Raw genomic sequence first — 16,654 nt, forward strand, 5'->3', positions numbered from 1 at the left:
GCGCCCACCGATCTCTTCACTCGTCTAGTCGGCGGCATCGTCATATGTGTATAATAGACATGTATAAAAAATACAACGTGAATGCTGTTATATGCTGCTTTGATGGATATACAGGTTTATATTCAGAAGAAGAGTGTATCTCAATAAAAGAACAACTAGAGAAGATAAGGAAAGATAGTACATTAAAACCATATTGGGACTATTCCCCTAAGGAAGTTCCTATTTTGGAAAAATTCAGAGAAGAAATTTATGCGTTTTTAACCGATGGAAGAGAATAGAATAAAGATTAGTCGCCCATATATACCAATGTTTGATGAACGAGAGTTTGTTCTTGTTTGTCGTAAAAGTGACTATGAAAATAATAATATAGGTGATAGCGTGTTTCTCGTATTCAGAGAGGAGTGGGAAGATGCAGATGACAATTCTATTAAAACATTTGATTTACTTTTGACATCAGTTGAAAATGAAACAGTAAAGTTGTTTCCTGCTCCGAATAACGCAGTGGTTATAGTACAAGAACTTCCATACTCACGAAAGATTGATTATATGGAAGTGCCAAAATAAATTTGAAACTTTATGTTATTTTTCTATCCAGTTTAATCTTGCACTCTGACTCAGTATGAGACATTTTGCGCTCAATGGTGGATATTTCCGAATCACGAAGAGTGTGAGCAAATACCCTCTTTATAAAGGTGGCAGTCTGTAGGCGTGGCTTGCCGAATGCCTTACCGATATTCCAACCAAAGTGCATGATGTCAATGGTTTTTAATTGAGCATCAACCTTTATTGGTTCAACTTTGGGTAAAGAATCGGAGAAGTAGTATTCCGTAATATATCCACATAAGCGATTAAGGTCAGTCTCACTCAGATAGAGAACCAAGTTTCGTTTCGTATATGCAAGAACCTTATCTAATTTTTCTTGTGAAGCTCGTTTCTTCTCTGCCATAGCATTGGCACGGAATATCTCGTATTCTGATGGCTGATTAGATTCTTCGATAGATGTATTGTTGATGGTAGAAGGTGTGGCTTCTTCCTTTGGAAGTTCTGCCACGTCTTCGTTAAGATCAAAACACGATGGAGTAGAAACTTCTTCTGTTGTGTCAGATGTAGTTTCGATTTCAATTTCGGGTTCAGGTTCAGAATTGATAGGTTCTGAAATAATTGTACCTTCGGCAAGTTCAGGGTGTGTTTCTGGAACTTCTGCTACCACAGCCTTATTGCGGTAGCACTCAAATCTCATAAAGCACTTCTCTATTGTTGGTGAAAGAAGTTGCCCAAATACCATTTGCAGATTGAGGTAGATAGCACCCATGATAATGGAGCATACTACGAAAATAAAATTGCTGCTGAACTCATCCCAACCATAGTGTAGTACGGTCTGACGGGCTAAAACACCAATGATGATGATTGTTCCGAAAACAATCAGATGCAAAGTTATATGTTCTATCTTTTTCTGCTCCATAATGATATATGTTAATCGTTTGTGTGCAAATATATATCATTTGCAAGATGTATAGATACATTTCCCGGGAAGTGGCAGCTTTTGGCACCGGTAGGTAGCATTTTTCTATGCCACCTGTGCCACAATAGAAAGGAAAGTCCGACATGGGACTAGCCTACATCGGACTTTTAAGTTGTGAGTATCAGCAATTGTAAGTGTTAGCTGACCTTATTGGAATAAATAGTGATATGCCCTTCTGCTTGGAGGCAACTTTATTGATAACCCATTTCTTGAATGTAGCGGAATGTCCAGTGTCTATTTGATAGGATAGGGCTATAATCATGTCGAGATTATACATATCGGCACTATTCCCATTCTCCAAATTTATACATTGGCAGACTTCATATTCCTTTAAAACATTGGTTTTCAATATCGCTTTTATGCGAGAATTGATTACTCCTGCCGTTGTATAGAACAAGTCGGCAATCTCCCAAGCGGTCATCCATACTTCGCCATCAGAAATACGGATGACTGCTCCGTTGTTTGTTATGATTCCTCGTTTCATAGCTGTATTTATTTTAATGAAATCTTATTGGCTGTCTCTCGTTTCTTTACATTTACTAAATCTGCATAGATTTGAGTAGTGGAAACGTTCTTGTGGGTTAACATCTTTGAGACTGTGTAAATGTCTGTGCCTAAAGAGATTTGTATGACTGCATAGCTATGTCTGAATCCGTGGAATGTTATCGGTTTCGTTATACCTGCCTTTTTAAGCCAGTTCTTCAGCGGATAGTTAATCATGCTTCGTTTCAAACCTTTGAATACTTTACCAGTGTCGGGTGTTCCACATAGTTCGTAGGCTTCGTAACTGATAGGGAGTGTTGCTTCCGTTTGGGTTTTCTGTGTTCTGATACGCAAACAATAGCCTTGGTCGGGAGCAATAGCAAAGTCTTCCCATTGAAGATTGAGAATATCGCTGATGCGTAATCCTGTCAGACAAGCAAACAAAGAAGCGGCTTTCAGAACGGGAATGTCACAAGGTGTGGTGGCAAGTTGTTTCACCTCGTCCAGTGTTAGATATTCTTTCTTCACATCTTGTGGCTCAATCTTATCAAGATAGTCATTGATGTTTTCTCGAAACCATTTGTCCCGATAGGCAATTTTCAACAATCCTCTGAAAGTGGAGTAGTAGCCGGATGCCGAATTGAGGGATATAGGGCGATTGCTGTGTTTGAGCTGCTTGGCGTTCAACAGGTACTCACGGAACTTCTTGCACAAATTCACATTTACCTCGCCGAAAGTACATTGCCCTTTGACAAAGTTGTAGAAATGCTGATAGACGAACGTCCATTTCTGGTCTTTACTTCGGCACATCTTTTTGAAGTAGGCAAGGAAGTCGGCTTTCTGCTTAGTCTTGTCTAAGAAACCAAACTCTTCATTGATGAGCGATTGCACTCTGATACAACGGATAGCTTCTGCTTTGTTCAACATATCGTTGTTGAACTCTCGTTCCATTTCGTTTTTCGGATGGGCATAGATGTAGATGCCGAGGTATTCTCGACGGCTCATCTGCATGGTTTCAGGGTTACGGACTGCCGGATAATAATCCAGATACAAAGAGATGCGATTATTACGAATCGCTCTCTGACGAACTGTTACTTTTGTACACGTGTGTGTCATACTGTTTAATATTTAGAGTTTTACATTTGTTTGGTGCAAAGGAATATGGTGATTCAATGGTGGCAACATTCACTGATAAATAACTTATTCAATCTTTGGGGCTGCAAGTAGCTTATCCAGTTCGGGTTTGGAAATAAGCGTGTATTTGCCCTTCTTGACCTTGGGGATATTGTGATACTTCGCATAATGATAGAGTTGGTCACGGGTAAGATTGAACTTCTCCATAGCTTCGGCTACCGTATAATATTGCGGTTCTTCGGGTGCTGCTACACCTTTAGCTATATCTACATGTTTCTTGGAATAGTACACCATGATACCCTCTTTCTTTTTCGGGATGGCATTCTTGGAAACGAAAGTGTAGATAGCGGATAAAGTCATGCCGAATTTCTCCTGCATTTCTTGGGTACTATACCATTCGGTAATGTCGGGATTCGGGGCTTTCTTGGCGAAGTAAGCATCCATGTGCTTCTTGCTCCAATAGGTTTTGCCACGATTGAAAGTCCGAGGAATGTTGTTTTTCTTGGCTACAACAAATATCCATGACTCGTTTACATGGTATTTCTCTTTCACTTCGGCTGTGGTGTAGAAGTTGGTGATAGGAGCTTTCTCTTTTGTAGGAGTATAGAACTCTGTTGGATTATTAAATAACTCATCAATATCCTCTTTCTTCAAAAGGTATTTGAAGCCCAATCGAGTGACCTTTAATTCACCTCGTTTAATATATCCGTAAACGGTAGGTCGGGTTACTCCGAGAAAGAGTGCGGTCTCGGTAATTGTGAGAAATGGCTTGTCTTTGATTCTTTCAATAGGCTTTTCATCAATCTTCTTCTTCACGAATTGATTGTTAGCCTTGATTGCTTCGTCACGCTTCTTCTTTTTATAAAGAGCGTTGGCGCATTGTTTGGAACAACACGCCGTTGTTGTTTTTTGGGCGATAAACTCTTTACCACACCAAGTGCAAATTCGCTTAATTTTCAGGTTACTGCTCATTTTAATTCATCTTTATTTCTCCGTTATTACTGTAAATTCCCGTAAAACCGTGTAAAATGGCGTATAGTTTCTCTACTACCTTTCCACAAGATTTTCGGTCTTCAACAAGCGAGCAACAAATGCGGTACAAAAATGAGCTGAAAAAGTCCTATAAACGATAACTATCGCTTATAAGGCTAAAAAGAAAGGCGCTCAAAATGAACGCCTTAATAATCGTTGATGATATATGCTAATCGTTGGTAATCACCACTTACTTGCCGATGCAGAAATTCTTAAATATATTCTCCAACACCATATCATTCGTCACCTCTCCCGCAATATCGCTCAGGTGGAAGATGCATTCTCTGATATCTTGTGAGATGAAATCTCCGGAAAGGTCGCTGGTTAAACCTTGTTGGACGCGATGGATGGCTTCCAGTGCGTGGCTTAGCGCTTCGTAATGGCGGATGTTTGTGACAATGACATCGTTTGGGGTGACGTTGGGCAGGTTGGCGGCGGTGATGAGCAATTGCTGCAATTCGTCGATGTTCGTTTTCTCCTTGGCGGAAATGCGGATTGATTTTGTATCTTTCGGGAAAAAGGGAGGGAGTATGTGGGATGTGCTTTCTGCTAAATCCGCTTTATTGAAGACGAGGATGAGCTGCTTGCCTTCGCAGCGCGGGAGGATTTGTGTGGATAATTGCGTAAGTTGTGCGGTTGTGTCAGTTGCGTCAATTACCCAGAGCACGATTTCCGCTTGTTCCAGTTTCTGGAAAGTCCGTTCTATTCCTAAGTTTTCGATGGTGTCACTTGTCTCGCGGATGCCGGCTGTATCAATGAACCGGAAGGTGATACCACCTATGTTGACAGTATCTTCTATCACATCACGGGTAGTACCGTGTATGTCGCTGACAATTGCTTTGTCCTCGTTCAGCAGGGTATTCAGCAAGGTGGATTTGCCGGCATTTGTTTCGCCGATAATGGCTACAGGTACACCGTTCTTGATGGCGTTACCTACACTGAAAGAGTGTACCAATCTGGAAATGACTTTTTCGATGTTATCGGCTAATTGGCATAATTCGGAACGGTCGGCAAATTCCAGTTCCTCGTGGTCGCTGAAATCCAACTCCAATTCGATGAGTGAAGTGAAGTGAAGCAGCTGATTGCGCAGAGAGGCTAACTCTTTGCTGAAACCGCCACGCATCTGGCTCATGGCAAGGCGGTGAGTGGCGGCAGAGGTAGAAGCTATCAGGTCAGCAACGGCTTCGGCTTGGCTTAAATCCATTTTCCCGTTAAGAAAGGCGCGTTGGGTATATTCTCCGGGATATGCCATGCGGCAACCGTTCTTGATGAGCAGTTGCAGCACCTTTTGCAGAATATAGCCGGAACCGTGGCAGGTTATTTCGGTGCTGTTCTCGCCGGTGTATGAATGGGGGGCGTGGAACAGGCTGACAAGCACTTCGTCTATGATGGTATCCTCTTCATGAATACGACCGAAAGTAAGTGTATAGGGTTTGCACGTATCCAGTTTCTTTCCGGTTCTGGCGGGAATAAATATGCGGGAGGTGATTTCGATTGCTTCCGGTCCTGAGACACGGATACATCCGATGGCACCTCCCGACGCAGTGGCTATGGCACAAATTGTATCTTGATTCATATATTTGCTTTGTGGAAATAGTTTAAATGCGTTCGAGCACCGTTTGAATAAGCGTATCGATCGTATTCTTGTATCCGGTGTTGGCTTCTTTTATCAGGCGGTTGGCAATTACCATACATACCGTCATCGCTTTATGTCCCATCAGACGACTTAAGCCGGCCAATGCGGAACTTTCCATTTCAAAGTTGGTGATGCGGTAGCCGTTGTATTCAAATGTCTCTACCTTTTCGTTCTGGTGCGGGTCGGTCAATGGCACGCGGAGCTTGCGTCCTTGCGGACCAAAGAAACCGTTGGCGGCAATGGTCACGCCGCGTGTCATGTCATTCTGTGCGATGCGTTCTATCAGTTCAGCATCTGCATCGATGACGTATGGGGCGGGTGCGCACATATTGCCGGTCCATCCCATGTGGTTTAGAAAAGCCCGTTCAAAAGGCAGGTCGCAAACAGCGTTGCGCCCGGCGTAGAAATTCAATAATCCATCGAAACCGATGGACTTTTCAGAACAGACGAACGTGCCTACCGGGGTATTGGGCTGTAGGCCGCCGCAAGTTCCGATGCGTACCAATTCCAGTTGGCGGAATTGAGGCTTTTCTTCACGGCTTTGGAAGTCAATGTTTGCCAAAGCATCCAGTTCATTCATTACGATGTCGATGTTGTCACAACCGATGCCTGTGGAAACAACCGTGATTCGTTTGCCTTTATATGTGCCGGTTATCGTCTTGAATTCACGGCTTTCCACTTCGCATTCTTTGTTCTCCAAATGGGATGCAACCTGTGCCACCCGTCCGGGGTCGCCTACTAAAATCACTTTGTTTGCCAACCATTCGGGTTTAACGTGAAGATGGAATATGGAACCGTCTTCATTGATAATCAGTTCGGAGGGTGCAAAATACTTTTTCATAGGCTTACGAGTCTGAATGGATGAATAGGTAAATTTCTTTGTTTTTTCGGTTATTTGCTCAACGGCTGGTTGTTGCTGCCGCTTACCGGTTTAGCTATGTTTTCACGCATGGAAGTATCGGCTTCGATGTTTTTCATGCGATAATAGTCCATGATGCCTAAATTGCCGCTACGGAATGCTTCCGCCATGGCTTTGGGCACCTCGGCTTCCGCTTCGATTACTTTGGCACGGGCTTCCTGTGCTTTGGCTTTCATTTCCTGCTCGCTGGCAACGGCCATGGCGCGGCGTTCCTCTGCTTTGGCTTGGGCAATGTTTTTGTCGGCATTGGCCTGGTCTATCTGCAAGGCAGCACCGATGTTCTTACCGATGTCGATATCTGCAATATCAATGGAGAGGATTTCAAAGGCAGTGCCAGCATCCAGTCCCTTGCGGAGTACCAGTTTAGAGATGGAGTCCGGATTTTCCAATACGGTCTTATGGTTTTCGGATGAACCGATGGAAGATACAATACCTTCACCTACACGTGCCAGAATCGTATCTTCTCCGGCACCACCTACCAATTGGCGGATATTGGCGCGTACGGTTACGCGGGCTTTGGCAATCAGCTGAATACCGTCTTTGGCAACGGCCGTTACAGGTGGGGTATCAATCACTTTGGGATTTACGGACATTTGTACGGCTTCAAACACGTCGCGTCCGGCAAGGTCGATGGCGGTAGCCATCTGGAATGGCAGCTCGATGTTGGCTTTGGAGGCGGAAACCAGTGCGTGTACCACCCTTTCCACATGTCCTCCGGCGAGGTAGTGTGCTTCCAGTTCGTCACGGGTAATGTTTTTCAGACCGGCTTTGTGCGCTTCTATCATCCCGGGCACAATGATATAGGGAGGAACATTACGGATGCGCATCAAGAAAAGCTGTACCAGCGAGATGTTCACTCCCGACACTTTGGCGGAAAGCCACAAGAAGAAAGGTACATAGTGAAAAAACAATACCAGAAAAATGATGCTGCCTATGACGAGGAAGGCAGTCAGATACATAGAATTAGGATCCATAACTATCAAGTATTTAATAAGTGAAGAATATTATTGTTTTAATCTTTCAACGATAAGGATTCCATCCGTAATGCGGCTTACGATGATGGGAGTCCTTTCGTTCAGGAAACCGTCGGAGGATTTTACTTCCACAATGTCGCCGTTGATGTCTGCATAACCAATCAAGGCCAGTCGGGTAGTAGTGATGCCGGTATCGCCGACTTTGACTTTTTTTTCGGCATTGCGGTCCACTTTGGAGTTGATGTCCTTCTGAAGGGCAATCTTGTCAAGTGTTTTCGAACGCATGAAGCCTATTAGCGAACCTATGCAGGCGATGGCGGATAAGGCGAGCGTGCAGAATCCGGCAGTTTCACCCATATAAGTGAAGGCATAGTAGTTGGCATAGAGGAGGCAGCATCCTGACAGAATGCCGGAGATGCTGATGCCGGGAATCACGAATAATTCCATCAAAAGCAGGATGACTGCTACGATAATCAGTGTTGCAATGATTAATATATCCATAATAGTTTTTATTTAAAGGCTTTTTTTTCAGTATTGCGCACTTGGATGGCCGCTTGCTCCATTTCTTTGGATAGTTGCAGTACACGCTGTTCCAAATCAAGGATGGCGGCCGACATGTTCTGTTTCTTGTTTTTGTCGGCATTGGCGTATTCCGATCGCATATCCTCTAATTTGTGCAGTTGCTGCCAATAGCCTTTTTCCAGTTGGCTGTATTCTTTGTACAACGCTTGGGCTTGCGGTGAGCGGAAATCATCCAGTCGGTAATAAGTTCTGGAATCGTCAATGATAAACCGGAAGTCATATTTGGGGGCTGTTTGCCGGCTTTCATTGGCAACACCGGCATCTTGAAGCCTTTTTTGGGCTGCTTTTACGGCATCCATATCTGTCCACGACTCTTTGATGGAGCTTAATTGTGCCAATGCGACTATTTTTTGCAGATCAAGGCCTTCGTAATTATATACTTGCTTGGACGAATTGGGAATAAACACATAGACGCAGACTTTATCTTCCGGCTGGTATCTGTCAGAGGCGAACCAGCCTAAATTGTTGAACTCGTCGATGACGTACATATAGTCGTTGTAGGGAGAATTGAACGGCATGCCCACGTTCTCCGGTGTCAGGTACGAGTTGGTGTCCGTGTTATAGCGGGTGACGAAAATATCATATCCTCCTATCGATTCTGGACCGTCTGCTGCATAGTAGATGGTAACCCCGTCTGTCAGCATGTAGGGATAGCTTGCGTTCACGGCATCATTGATGCTTCCGGGCAAAAGGCTGCCGTTGCTCCATGTGTCTAGCAGTTTGCTGCGTGAAAGGATGCTGAGGTTGCCGTCCGGTTGTTTTTCGCTGTAGTATAGTCTGTCTTTCATTTCCGTTTCATAAACGGTGCCTCCTTCATTTTCGGAACCATTGAAATAGCTCTCATACATGAATAGCTGTCCTGATTCGGGGCTGATTCTATAAGCTTCCAGGAAGTGCTTTTTGTCAACCACAAAGCTGTCCACAAAGCATACTTTTTCTACTCCTTTCAGCATACGGAGGTTCGCTTTGCTCTTTTCCAATAGATTTTCGGCACTATCAGTAGGGCGCTTTCTTTTGTTCAGTTCTGTAATGTAGGTTTCATAGGTCTCGATGGCTTCTTCGAACCGATAAAGGTCGTTGTATGCGCGTGCCAGATACAGTTGTCCGCTGGGAATTCGTTTCTTGACAGCCGTTTGCAGATATTTCAAGCCTTCGGCCGCATCGCCGGTCTCCAGGCAGCATACGCCATACCATAGGTTGTAGTTGCCGTTGGCGGGTTGTGTCTTGACGAGTTTTTTGAAAGTTGGTTTGGCTTGTTCAAACTCTCCTTTTTCGTACAAGGCTTTGGCTTCTGCCAAAGTTTGTGCAGAAGCGGTTATGCTTAAAAGGCAGAACAGAAGAAAAAAGGTATATATTTTTTTCATATCAATATATGCTGGTTTATTCTATGGTCAAAAGTACAAATTAATCTGAATCTAATACCGGTTTATGTAATTCTATTATGTTAATTCTTCTTTAAATCGTTCTTTTCTCTTACTTTTGCAGCCGATTACTCAATTACGGGTTTAATATCATTCTGTTTTATGGCATCATTTACCGAGGAAGAAAAAATGCTGCGCCGCTTGGAAAAGCGTTTTAGCAAAGGCGTGGTGGAGTATGGACTGATAGAAGACGGGGACAAAATCCTTATCGGGCTTTCCGGAGGAAAAGACTCCATGGCGCTGGTCGAATTGTTGGCAAGACGTGCCCGCATCTACAAGCCCCGATTCTCTGTGGTGGCTGTCCATGTGGTGATGAAGAACATTCCTTATCAGAGCGATGTGGCGTATCTGAAGGCGTATGCGGAGTCGTGGGGAGTTCCTTTTGTGCTTTATGAGACGGAGTTCGATGCTACGACCGACACCCGCAAGTCTCCCTGTTTCCTCTGTTCCTGGAATCGTCGGAAAGCGCTGTTCACCGTTGCTAAAGAGCAGGGCTGTAATAAAATAGCGTTGGGGCATCACATGGATGATATATTGGAGACGCTCCTGATGAACATCACTTACCAGGGGGCATTCAGCACGATGCCGCCCCGGCTGGTGATGAAGAAGTTCGACATGACTATCATTCGTCCGATGTGTCTGGTGCATGAGAAGGATTTGCAGGAGTTGTCGAAGCTTCGGGGATATCGCAAACAGGTGAAGAGTTGCCCCTACGAATCGTTGTCAGGGCGTACGACGATGAAGGGAATCCTGAAGCAGCTGGAGGAGATGAATCCCGAAGCGCGCTATAGTCTGTGGGGCAGCATGACGAACGTGCAGGAAGAGCTGTTGCCGATTCCTTGTCCTCATGATTGAATGGCTAATCATTAATTTCTAACTGCTATATGAAAGCGTTTTATACCATTTTATTGTTGATTGTCTCTAATGTCTTTATGACCTTTGCCTGGTATGGCCATCTTAAATTGCAAGAGGCGAAAGTCATTTCCAATTGGCCGTTGTATGCGGTCGTGCTGTTCTCGTGGGTAATTGCTTTGGCTGAGTATTCTTGTCAGGTACCAGCCAACCGCATCGGTTTTATGGGCAATGGAGGACCTTTTTCGTTGATGCAGCTGAAAGTGATTCAGGAGGCGATTACCTTGATTGTTTTTACGGTGTTTACCACGGTTCTTTTCAAAGGGGAAACCTTGCATTGGAATCATTTCGCCGCCTTTGTCTGTTTGGTGCTGGCGGTTTATTTCGTGTTTTACAAATGATTTTTAGGTGAAGGATGCTAAATCCGAAGTCATCAATCATCCTATATGTTTTTCGGTTTGACAGACACTTGTGTTTGTCGTCTCAAACACTTGCGTCTGTCTTCTCAAACACAAGTGTCTGTCGTCTTGAACACAAGTGTCTGTCATGTGTACTTGTATATATTAGATAATCAGTATAATAGATTCTTTAAAAACAGACCAGTGGATTAATTCCATCAATATGTGTTTAATTATTTGCAAAATCAATTATTCTTGTTATATTTGTACCATAAACGTTATATCTTAAATTTTATTATGAAAAAAGTATTACTTTTATCCTTGTTTTTATTAAGTGCTTGTACAAATCTTCAAGATGAGTTCTTTGAAGATCCATGTGAGCATATTAATGGTAATTTAACTGCGACAGAAGCAGTTTCTGTAAGTGAAGCTGATGCACTACGCATAGCGGAAAATTTCTTTAATAAGAATGTAACAAGGAATGTATCATTTACAGCGGAATCTTTTACTATAAATGATTCTCTTGATACTCCATTAATGTATGTTATAAATTATTCGCATGGCGGTTTTGTTGTAGTCAGTTCAAGAAAAACATATTATCCAATCATAGCATATTCCGACAAATCTAATTTTCCCGAGGGAAAGATGCCGGACGGATTGGATGAATGGATACAAGATGTCAAAAGAGATATCTCAAATCCTAATATAAGTGATGAAGCACGTCAATCACATATCCAATATTTGTGGAACTTATATGATGATAAGGATAATAGCACTGTTCCGGAATCTCGTTCCACAACTGAAGAATCAAAAGCATTCAGAGATAGAATAACAGAACTTAGAGCATCACATCCGGGATATCTTTTTTATCCTTTGTCTCAGTGTAATGCTAATCTCTTTTCGTATGGTGGCAATGATATTATTGCAAATTTAAAAAATCTTGCAGCACAATATGGTTCACCTGAAAGGTTTACAATTGTAGCCGTAAAAGATAATACTAGAAGAAGAAGAGTAGGCCCTTTATTGTCAACAGAATGGCATCAGAACTCTCCATTTAATGCCCAATGTCCTAATCAAAGTAAAGCAGGATGTGTGGCTATTGCAATGGCTCAAATCATGAAATTTCATGAACACCCTAATACATATAATTGGAGCAATATGCCTGATAAAACAGCAACTAATGACACACAACAACTTATACATGATATTGGATCGGCTGCCGGTATGGATTATGGCACTGATAAGTCTAGCTCAAACATTGATAAAGCGAAAAAAGCTTTCATAAATAAATTTCAGTATAATGCAGTTATAAAAGATTTTGATTATAATGAGACAGCCAATGAACTATTAATTCACAACAGACCTGTTTATATGAGGGGTGCAGATGAAAAGTTTCTATTTATAGAGTGGGATGGTCATGCTTGGGTTTGCGATGGGGCATACGATGTCGATAATGAAACTCTTTATTTTATTGAATATCTTTTTGGAGGACCGGGGTACTATAGCTATTCTAGCCCGGATGATTACCCGTCTGCTAAAGTACCCGGCGTATGTGGATATGGTACGCTCTCTTTTCATATGAATTGGGGATGGATGGATGGTTCGTATAATGGATGGTATAATTTTACTGATGTTAATGTAGGTGATTACAATTTTAAACATAATAGAAAAAATCTGTATGTCACCCCTAAATAAATATTGTATGAGAACATTTATTACTCTTTTACTTTTCTTGGGCTCTTGCCTGTTAGCTTCTGCTCAAACCAAAGAACGGGGCTTGTTCATCGAACTGAATGGCGGATATGGACAAATAGAAAAGTTTGATAACACGCATGATGGATATGGTTTTTGGGCACCTGCTATAGGTTATCAGTTCAACAGTCGCTGGGCTGCCGGAATAAAGACACGTTTCGAGTTGGGTGCTGACTACAATTTCAATACTTTCGGCGCTTACGGACAATATGCCTTCTGGCAGAAGAACCGTATAAAGCTATTTGGAGAAGCTGCCGCTACCTTATCCGTGTGCGGCGGCTTGGATGGAGGAGATAATAGTTATAGTGAAGCCGGATTGTCAGTAGGGGCAGCCTACTCACTTGGCGGTCACTGCAATCTTCTTTTACGTTACCTGCATATAGGCTACAGCGATGCGTACCATCTGAATGAAGATTTCTGTCTGGGAGGCGGAAAGTTCGTTGTGGATGGCAATCTGAAACGTTTGCAAGTAGGAGTCCAGTGGATTTTTTAAAAGTTCATTTCATCACGGCTTTTTCATTTACGGGAGTTACAGGAGCTATTGTTTCACTCCTATAACTTCCTTGAATGCAAAAGCCGTGTTATTTCATATACTTCTCCATTCCCTTCGTCAGATACGTCTGGAATTTTCCTTCTTCATCGGCATAGATGAAAAGGGCGTCGATGTCGGGATGCGCGTCGGCGAAGCGTTCCGCTTCTTCCAGTCCCATGACCATGAAGGCGGTGGCGTATGCGTCCGCGCTCATGCAGTCTTTGGCGATGACGGTTGCCGACAGGATGCTGTGTTGCACGGGATAGCCGGTGCGCGGGTCGATGGTGTGCGCATATTTTTTCCCGTCTTTGTAGTAGTAGTTGCGGTAATTGCCGGAAGTCGCCATGCCTATGTCGGTCACTTGCAACACAGCCTGCAATTCCTGGTTGATGGCGAGCGAGTCGTCTATCGGTTTGTTCAGGCCGATGCGCCATGCTCCTTTCTGCGGGTTCTGTCCGCAGACTACCACTTCACCGCCTATATCGACCATGAAGTTGCGCACTCCCTCTCTCTTCAGCAGTTGTGCAATGACATCTACGGCATATCCTTTGGCTATGGCACTGCACGAGAGCATGATTCGGTTGTCTTGTTTTACGATTTTTCCTTCTTCCGACAGCTTCACTTTGTCATATCCCGTTATCTCCAACAGGCTGTCTATCATGGTTGAGTCGGGGAATATCCCTTTCTTGAATCCGAACCCCCATGCGTTTACCAGCGAGGCGACAGTGATGTCGAATGCTCCGTCCGTCTCTTTGGATATTTCGGCGCTGCGGCGGAATACGTTGGTGAAGAAGGCGTCCGGAACGATGTCTTCGTTGCGGTTGATGCGTGTAATGGTCGCCGTGTCGTTGAACGGTGACAGCGAGCCGTCGAAGCGCTTCAGTTCTGCTTCTATCTCCTCTTTCAGGTTTTTATCGTGCTGATACGTGATTTTATAGACCGTTCCGAATATCAGTCCGTTGTCTGTTTGATAAGGAATGGGCCGGTTGTGGCGTGCCAATATCCAGATAGTGCCCAATACGAGCAGGGCAATCCATAAGAAATTCCTTTGTGCTTTCTTTTCCATTCTATTGATTTATGATTTATGAATTATCAACTGTCAACTATCAACTGTCAACAGTCAATTAAAGAACAAGTGTTCCACCAATATCTTGCTTCCGATGATGACCAGTATCACCCCTCCCCAGAATTCCGCATGAAGCTTGCGTGCCATGCCGCAACCGAAGCGGATGCCGAACAGCAGTCCGACAAACGACAATGCAAAGGAGACAAACCCGATGATGCCGATAGGCGAAAGTATCTCGGAGAAATCTTTGATGCCCAGACAGGCAAACGATACGCCGACCGCCAATGCGTCGATGCTTGTCGCCACTGCCAATGCCAGTATCACTTTCAGGCGGGTAGGGTCGAATTCGTGTTTGCGCTCTTCGTCCTTGAAGGATTCTTTTATCATCCGTCCTCCCAGAAACGCCAGAATGCCAAAGGCAATCCAGTGGTCTATGGTTTCTATCAGATGGCTGAAAAGGCTGGTCCCCGTCCATCCGAGTAAAGGCATCATCGCCTGAAAGAGGCCGAAACAGAACGCCATCGTCAGCATGGGGCGCAACCTGATCTGTTTCAAGATGATTCCGCTGGCTATGGAGACGGCGAAGCAGTCCATCGCGAGTCCTACGGCCAACAGCCAAATTTCTAAATCGGTCATGTGTCTTAAAGAGGTAGTTTATAGGTTATTGTATAAGTGATTCCGAGGGTGTTGGAGCCATATTTGCCGAAGCCGGGCACATACCACGGATCGCCATACTTGTCGGCAGTGGCGGATAGCTTGAACTTGAAGCGCAGCGCCCATCCCAAGTAGATGGCTTTCCACACATGCGCCCGTATGCCTACGCAGAATTCCGCCCATTGCATGGAGCCTTTCATCCCATGATGGTTGTAGGACAGGTGCTCTTTCCAGATATCATCGGTTAAGTTCGGAGGGGGTACGGTTTCGTCATCGGGGCCGCCTGCGCCCAATGCTTCCACGTCATATTTGAAGCTGCTGGCGCCGTAACGAAGGCCTACAAGCAGCTTATGTCCATGCCGCTTGTTGTATAGCGTATTGTAGTCCATGCCGATGCGCAGATAGGGGGCGTTGCTTTTATAATGGATGCCTTTCTCGCCCCATGTGTCCGTGGTGCCGTATCCCAGTTCCACTATCGGGAAGTAGCGGTTTTTGAGGTTGACATCCACCGATACTTCAGAACTCAGGAAGTCGCTTCCGACTACCGAACTGCCGATTCCCCACAAGTCCACACCTACAGACAGGCCGTTGTAGAGCGGATAGTTTACCTCTTCCTTTTTCTCTTTCTTCTCCTTTGCGGGACGTTTTTCTTGGGCGGATGCCGATGTCCCGTTGACGTGCTGCGCCCGTAAGGGGCAGGAGAGTAGCAGGCAGATTGCCAGCCTAATAGAATAACTTAATATTTTCTTTTCCATAGATACCGGCTTCTTTGTTTGCTATGTCGATAGAATCGAGTTTGATGCGGGTGTGGCTTACGCTTGTGATGGATTGCTTCAGCTGGTAGCCGCAGTCCATCGACAGGAAATAGGGGGTGTTGGAGTGGCGGATGACCAGCGTGTCACTTTGGGTCTTGCTGTATCGGAATACCAATTTGGTGGAGTCCGTCGCATATCTCAAGGGCAGCGAGAGGCCGTGCACTTTCTTCTGGTTGTTGATGATAACGGAGTCTGTGCCGTAGGCTGTTACCGTGAGCGAGTCGAGCGTGTCGTTCTGCACGTATTGGTTTTCCGAGGTTATCTTGTAGAGGTAGCATTGCACCATGGGGCGTGCCGTCATGGAGCAGTCCGCTTCTTCCGAGCAGGAAATTGCGATGCCCATGAGGGGGCAGATGAGAATTCCTGCTATGATAAGTCTGACTAAGTTCTTCATCGTTAAATCGTTTTCTCTATTTGGTACTTATTCCGTTCCGGGGCGTTGCGTGAAATCAGTTCTCCGAGGAAGCCGGCAACGAACAGTTGCGTACCGATAATCATGGAGGTCAGTGCCAGATAGAAATAGGGGGAATCTGTCACAAGGCGGTAGGGCATGCTATGGTGCATGTAGTACAATTTGCTGATGCCTACCAGAATGACGGCAATGAATCCGAAGAAGAACATCAGCGAGCCTAAGACTCCGAAGAAGTGCATCGGTTTGATGCCGAAAGTGGAGAGGAACCACAAGGATATCAGGTCCAGATAGCCGTTGAAGAAGCGGTTCCAGCCTCCGAATTTGGTCTTCCCGAATTTGCGTGCCTGGTGGTGCACCACTTTTTCGCCGATTTTCTTGAAGCCGGCATTCTTGGCGAGGTAGGGGATGTAGCGGTGCATTTCGCCGTAAACCTCGATGTTCTTCACCACCTCTTTGCGATAGGCTTTCAG

19 protein-coding genes and 1 pseudogene are annotated in these 16,654 nt (G+C 44.6%); 6 read left to right on the forward strand and 14 right to left on the reverse strand.

Annotation, left to right across the window (positions count from 1 at the left end; all coding sequences use genetic code 11):
- Both K2G43_RS03030 and K2G43_RS03035 read left to right on the forward strand, forming a co-directional pair.
- On the forward strand, positions 1–278 hold a 278-nt coding region (locus K2G43_RS03030; RefSeq protein WP_300152942.1), incomplete at its 5' end, for a hypothetical protein.
- A complete protein-coding gene (locus tag K2G43_RS03035) occupies positions 265–564 on the forward strand; it encodes a hypothetical protein (RefSeq protein WP_250249441.1) in 300 nt (99 codons plus the stop codon). The genes K2G43_RS03030 and K2G43_RS03035, both read left to right, overlap by 14 nt.
- A 10-nt stretch (positions 565–574) precedes the next feature.
- Here the strand turns inward: K2G43_RS03035 and K2G43_RS03040 are convergent, their stop codons facing one another.
- The 9 genes from K2G43_RS03040 to K2G43_RS03080 form a co-directional block, all read right to left on the reverse strand.
- Complete coding sequence (locus K2G43_RS03040) at positions 575–1,462, reverse strand: mobilization protein (protein WP_300152943.1); 888 nt, start codon at positions 1,460–1,462, stop codon at positions 575–577.
- A 181-nt stretch (positions 1,463–1,643) separates the two neighbouring features.
- The gene (locus tag K2G43_RS03045; RefSeq protein WP_044468223.1) at positions 1,644–2,006 is read right to left on the reverse strand and encodes a lipofamily protein; all 363 of its coding nucleotides are present in this window, start codon (positions 2,004–2,006) and stop codon (positions 1,644–1,646) included.
- Between the two features lie 8 nt (positions 2,007–2,014).
- Positions 2,015–3,121 (reverse strand): site-specific integrase, encoded by a 1,107-nt coding sequence (locus K2G43_RS03050; RefSeq protein ID WP_044468222.1) that lies wholly within the window; start codon positions 3,119–3,121, stop codon positions 2,015–2,017.
- A gap of 84 nt (positions 3,122–3,205) precedes the next feature.
- The gene (locus K2G43_RS03055; RefSeq protein ID WP_044468221.1) at positions 3,206–4,111 is read right to left on the reverse strand and encodes a helix-turn-helix domain-containing protein; all 906 of its coding nucleotides are present in this window, start codon (positions 4,109–4,111) and stop codon (positions 3,206–3,208) included.
- Positions 4,112–4,361: 250 nt separating this feature from the next.
- Positions 4,362–5,747: a tRNA uridine-5-carboxymethylaminomethyl(34) synthesis GTPase MnmE gene (gene mnmE, locus K2G43_RS03060; protein ID WP_300152944.1), complete on the reverse strand. Its 1,386-nt coding sequence runs from the start codon at positions 5,745–5,747 to the stop codon at positions 4,362–4,364.
- A gap of 22 nt (positions 5,748–5,769) precedes the next feature.
- A complete protein-coding gene (locus K2G43_RS03065) occupies positions 5,770–6,648 on the reverse strand; it encodes a nucleoside phosphorylase (protein ID WP_297643826.1) in 879 nt (292 codons plus the stop codon).
- 50 nt (positions 6,649–6,698) lie between these two features.
- The gene (floA, locus tag K2G43_RS03070) at positions 6,699–7,700 is read right to left on the reverse strand and encodes a flotillin-like protein FloA (protein ID WP_297643828.1); all 1,002 of its coding nucleotides are present in this window, start codon (positions 7,698–7,700) and stop codon (positions 6,699–6,701) included.
- A 30-nt stretch (positions 7,701–7,730) separates the two neighbouring features.
- A complete protein-coding gene (locus K2G43_RS03075) occupies positions 7,731–8,201 on the reverse strand; it encodes an NfeD family protein (RefSeq protein WP_300152945.1) in 471 nt (156 codons plus the stop codon).
- An 8-nt stretch (positions 8,202–8,209) separates the two neighbouring features.
- Entirely contained in the window at positions 8,210–9,646 is a 1,437-nt protein-coding gene (locus K2G43_RS03080) for a tetratricopeptide repeat protein (RefSeq protein WP_300152946.1), read from the reverse strand.
- A gap of 159 nt (positions 9,647–9,805) precedes the next feature.
- Between K2G43_RS03080 and K2G43_RS03085 the strand changes: the two genes are divergently transcribed.
- From K2G43_RS03085 to K2G43_RS03100, 4 genes are all read left to right on the forward strand, one after another.
- Positions 9,806–10,558 carry an ATP-binding protein gene (locus K2G43_RS03085; protein WP_300152947.1) on the forward strand — a complete coding sequence of 251 codons (753 nt, stop codon included), beginning with the start codon at positions 9,806–9,808 and terminating at the stop codon, positions 10,556–10,558.
- A 29-nt stretch (positions 10,559–10,587) separates the two neighbouring features.
- A complete protein-coding gene (locus tag K2G43_RS03090) occupies positions 10,588–10,956 on the forward strand; it encodes a DMT family protein (RefSeq protein WP_300152948.1) in 369 nt (122 codons plus the stop codon).
- Between the two features lie 294 nt (positions 10,957–11,250).
- A complete protein-coding gene (locus tag K2G43_RS03095; RefSeq protein ID WP_300152949.1) occupies positions 11,251–12,648 on the forward strand; it encodes a C10 family peptidase in 1,398 nt (465 codons plus the stop codon).
- 7 nt (positions 12,649–12,655) lie between these two features.
- A complete protein-coding gene (locus tag K2G43_RS03100) occupies positions 12,656–13,198 on the forward strand; it encodes an outer membrane beta-barrel protein (protein WP_300152950.1) in 543 nt (180 codons plus the stop codon).
- An 88-nt stretch (positions 13,199–13,286) separates the two neighbouring features.
- On the opposite strand, the gene K2G43_RS03105 is transcribed toward K2G43_RS03100, so the two are convergent.
- From K2G43_RS03105 to K2G43_RS03125, 5 genes and pseudogenes are all read right to left on the reverse strand, one after another.
- Positions 13,287–14,303 carry an FAD:protein FMN transferase gene (locus K2G43_RS03105; protein WP_300152951.1) on the reverse strand — a complete coding sequence of 339 codons (1,017 nt, stop codon included), beginning with the start codon at positions 14,301–14,303 and terminating at the stop codon, positions 13,287–13,289.
- Positions 14,304–14,357: 54 nt separating this feature from the next.
- Positions 14,358–14,939 (reverse strand): manganese efflux pump MntP family protein, encoded by a 582-nt coding sequence (locus tag K2G43_RS03110; RefSeq protein ID WP_297644628.1) that lies wholly within the window; start codon positions 14,937–14,939, stop codon positions 14,358–14,360.
- Positions 14,940–14,944: 5 nt separating this feature from the next.
- Complete coding sequence (locus K2G43_RS03115) at positions 14,945–15,712, reverse strand: DUF6048 family protein (RefSeq protein WP_297644630.1); 768 nt, start codon at positions 15,710–15,712, stop codon at positions 14,945–14,947.
- On the reverse strand, positions 15,681–16,166 hold the full coding sequence (locus K2G43_RS03120; RefSeq protein ID WP_300152952.1) for a DUF6452 family protein: 486 nt from the start codon (positions 16,164–16,166) through the stop codon (positions 15,681–15,683). The genes K2G43_RS03115 and K2G43_RS03120 overlap by 32 nt, the downstream gene beginning before the upstream one ends.
- 2 nt (positions 16,167–16,168) lie before the next feature.
- A pseudogene (locus K2G43_RS03125) lies at positions 16,169–16,654 on the reverse strand (glycosyltransferase); the annotation flags it as partial.

The sequence above is a fragment of the Bacteroides sp. genome (assembly GCF_029057325.1).
GTDB lineage: Bacteria > Bacteroidota > Bacteroidia > Bacteroidales > Bacteroidaceae > Bacteroides.

What these genes read in the sequence shown, in the direction of transcription:
- K2G43_RS03035 (WP_250249441.1), top strand. Translation starts at nt 265, where the DNA reads ATGGAAGAGAATAGAATAAAGATTAGTCGCCCATATATACCAATGTTT.
- K2G43_RS03040 (WP_300152943.1), bottom strand. Translation starts at nt 1,462, where the DNA reads ATGGAGCAGAAAAAGATAGAACATATAACTTTGCATCTGATTGTTTTC.
- K2G43_RS03045 (WP_044468223.1), bottom strand. Translation starts at nt 2,006, where the DNA reads ATGAAACGAGGAATCATAACAAACAACGGAGCAGTCATCCGTATTTCT.
- K2G43_RS03050 (WP_044468222.1), bottom strand. Translation starts at nt 3,121, where the DNA reads ATGACACACACGTGTACAAAAGTAACAGTTCGTCAGAGAGCGATTCGT.
- K2G43_RS03055 (WP_044468221.1), bottom strand. Translation starts at nt 4,111, where the DNA reads ATGAGCAGTAACCTGAAAATTAAGCGAATTTGCACTTGGTGTGGTAAA.
- mnmE (WP_300152944.1), bottom strand. Translation starts at nt 5,747, where the DNA reads ATGAATCAAGATACAATTTGTGCCATAGCCACTGCGTCGGGAGGTGCC.
- K2G43_RS03065 (WP_297643826.1), bottom strand. Translation starts at nt 6,648, where the DNA reads ATGAAAAAGTATTTTGCACCCTCCGAACTGATTATCAATGAAGACGGT.
- floA (WP_297643828.1), bottom strand. Translation starts at nt 7,700, where the DNA reads ATGGATCCTAATTCTATGTATCTGACTGCCTTCCTCGTCATAGGCAGC.
- K2G43_RS03075 (WP_300152945.1), bottom strand. Translation starts at nt 8,201, where the DNA reads ATGGATATATTAATCATTGCAACACTGATTATCGTAGCAGTCATCCTG.
- K2G43_RS03080 (WP_300152946.1), bottom strand. Translation starts at nt 9,646, where the DNA reads ATGAAAAAAATATATACCTTTTTTCTTCTGTTCTGCCTTTTAAGCATA.
- K2G43_RS03085 (WP_300152947.1), top strand. Translation starts at nt 9,806, where the DNA reads ATGGCATCATTTACCGAGGAAGAAAAAATGCTGCGCCGCTTGGAAAAG.
- K2G43_RS03090 (WP_300152948.1), top strand. Translation starts at nt 10,588, where the DNA reads ATGAAAGCGTTTTATACCATTTTATTGTTGATTGTCTCTAATGTCTTT.
- K2G43_RS03095 (WP_300152949.1), top strand. Translation starts at nt 11,251, where the DNA reads ATGAAAAAAGTATTACTTTTATCCTTGTTTTTATTAAGTGCTTGTACA.
- K2G43_RS03100 (WP_300152950.1), top strand. Translation starts at nt 12,656, where the DNA reads ATGAGAACATTTATTACTCTTTTACTTTTCTTGGGCTCTTGCCTGTTA.
- K2G43_RS03105 (WP_300152951.1), bottom strand. Translation starts at nt 14,303, where the DNA reads ATGGAAAAGAAAGCACAAAGGAATTTCTTATGGATTGCCCTGCTCGTA.
- K2G43_RS03110 (WP_297644628.1), bottom strand. Translation starts at nt 14,939, where the DNA reads ATGACCGATTTAGAAATTTGGCTGTTGGCCGTAGGACTCGCGATGGAC.
- K2G43_RS03115 (WP_297644630.1), bottom strand. Translation starts at nt 15,712, where the DNA reads ATGGAAAAGAAAATATTAAGTTATTCTATTAGGCTGGCAATCTGCCTG.
- K2G43_RS03120 (WP_300152952.1), bottom strand. Translation starts at nt 16,166, where the DNA reads ATGAAGAACTTAGTCAGACTTATCATAGCAGGAATTCTCATCTGCCCC.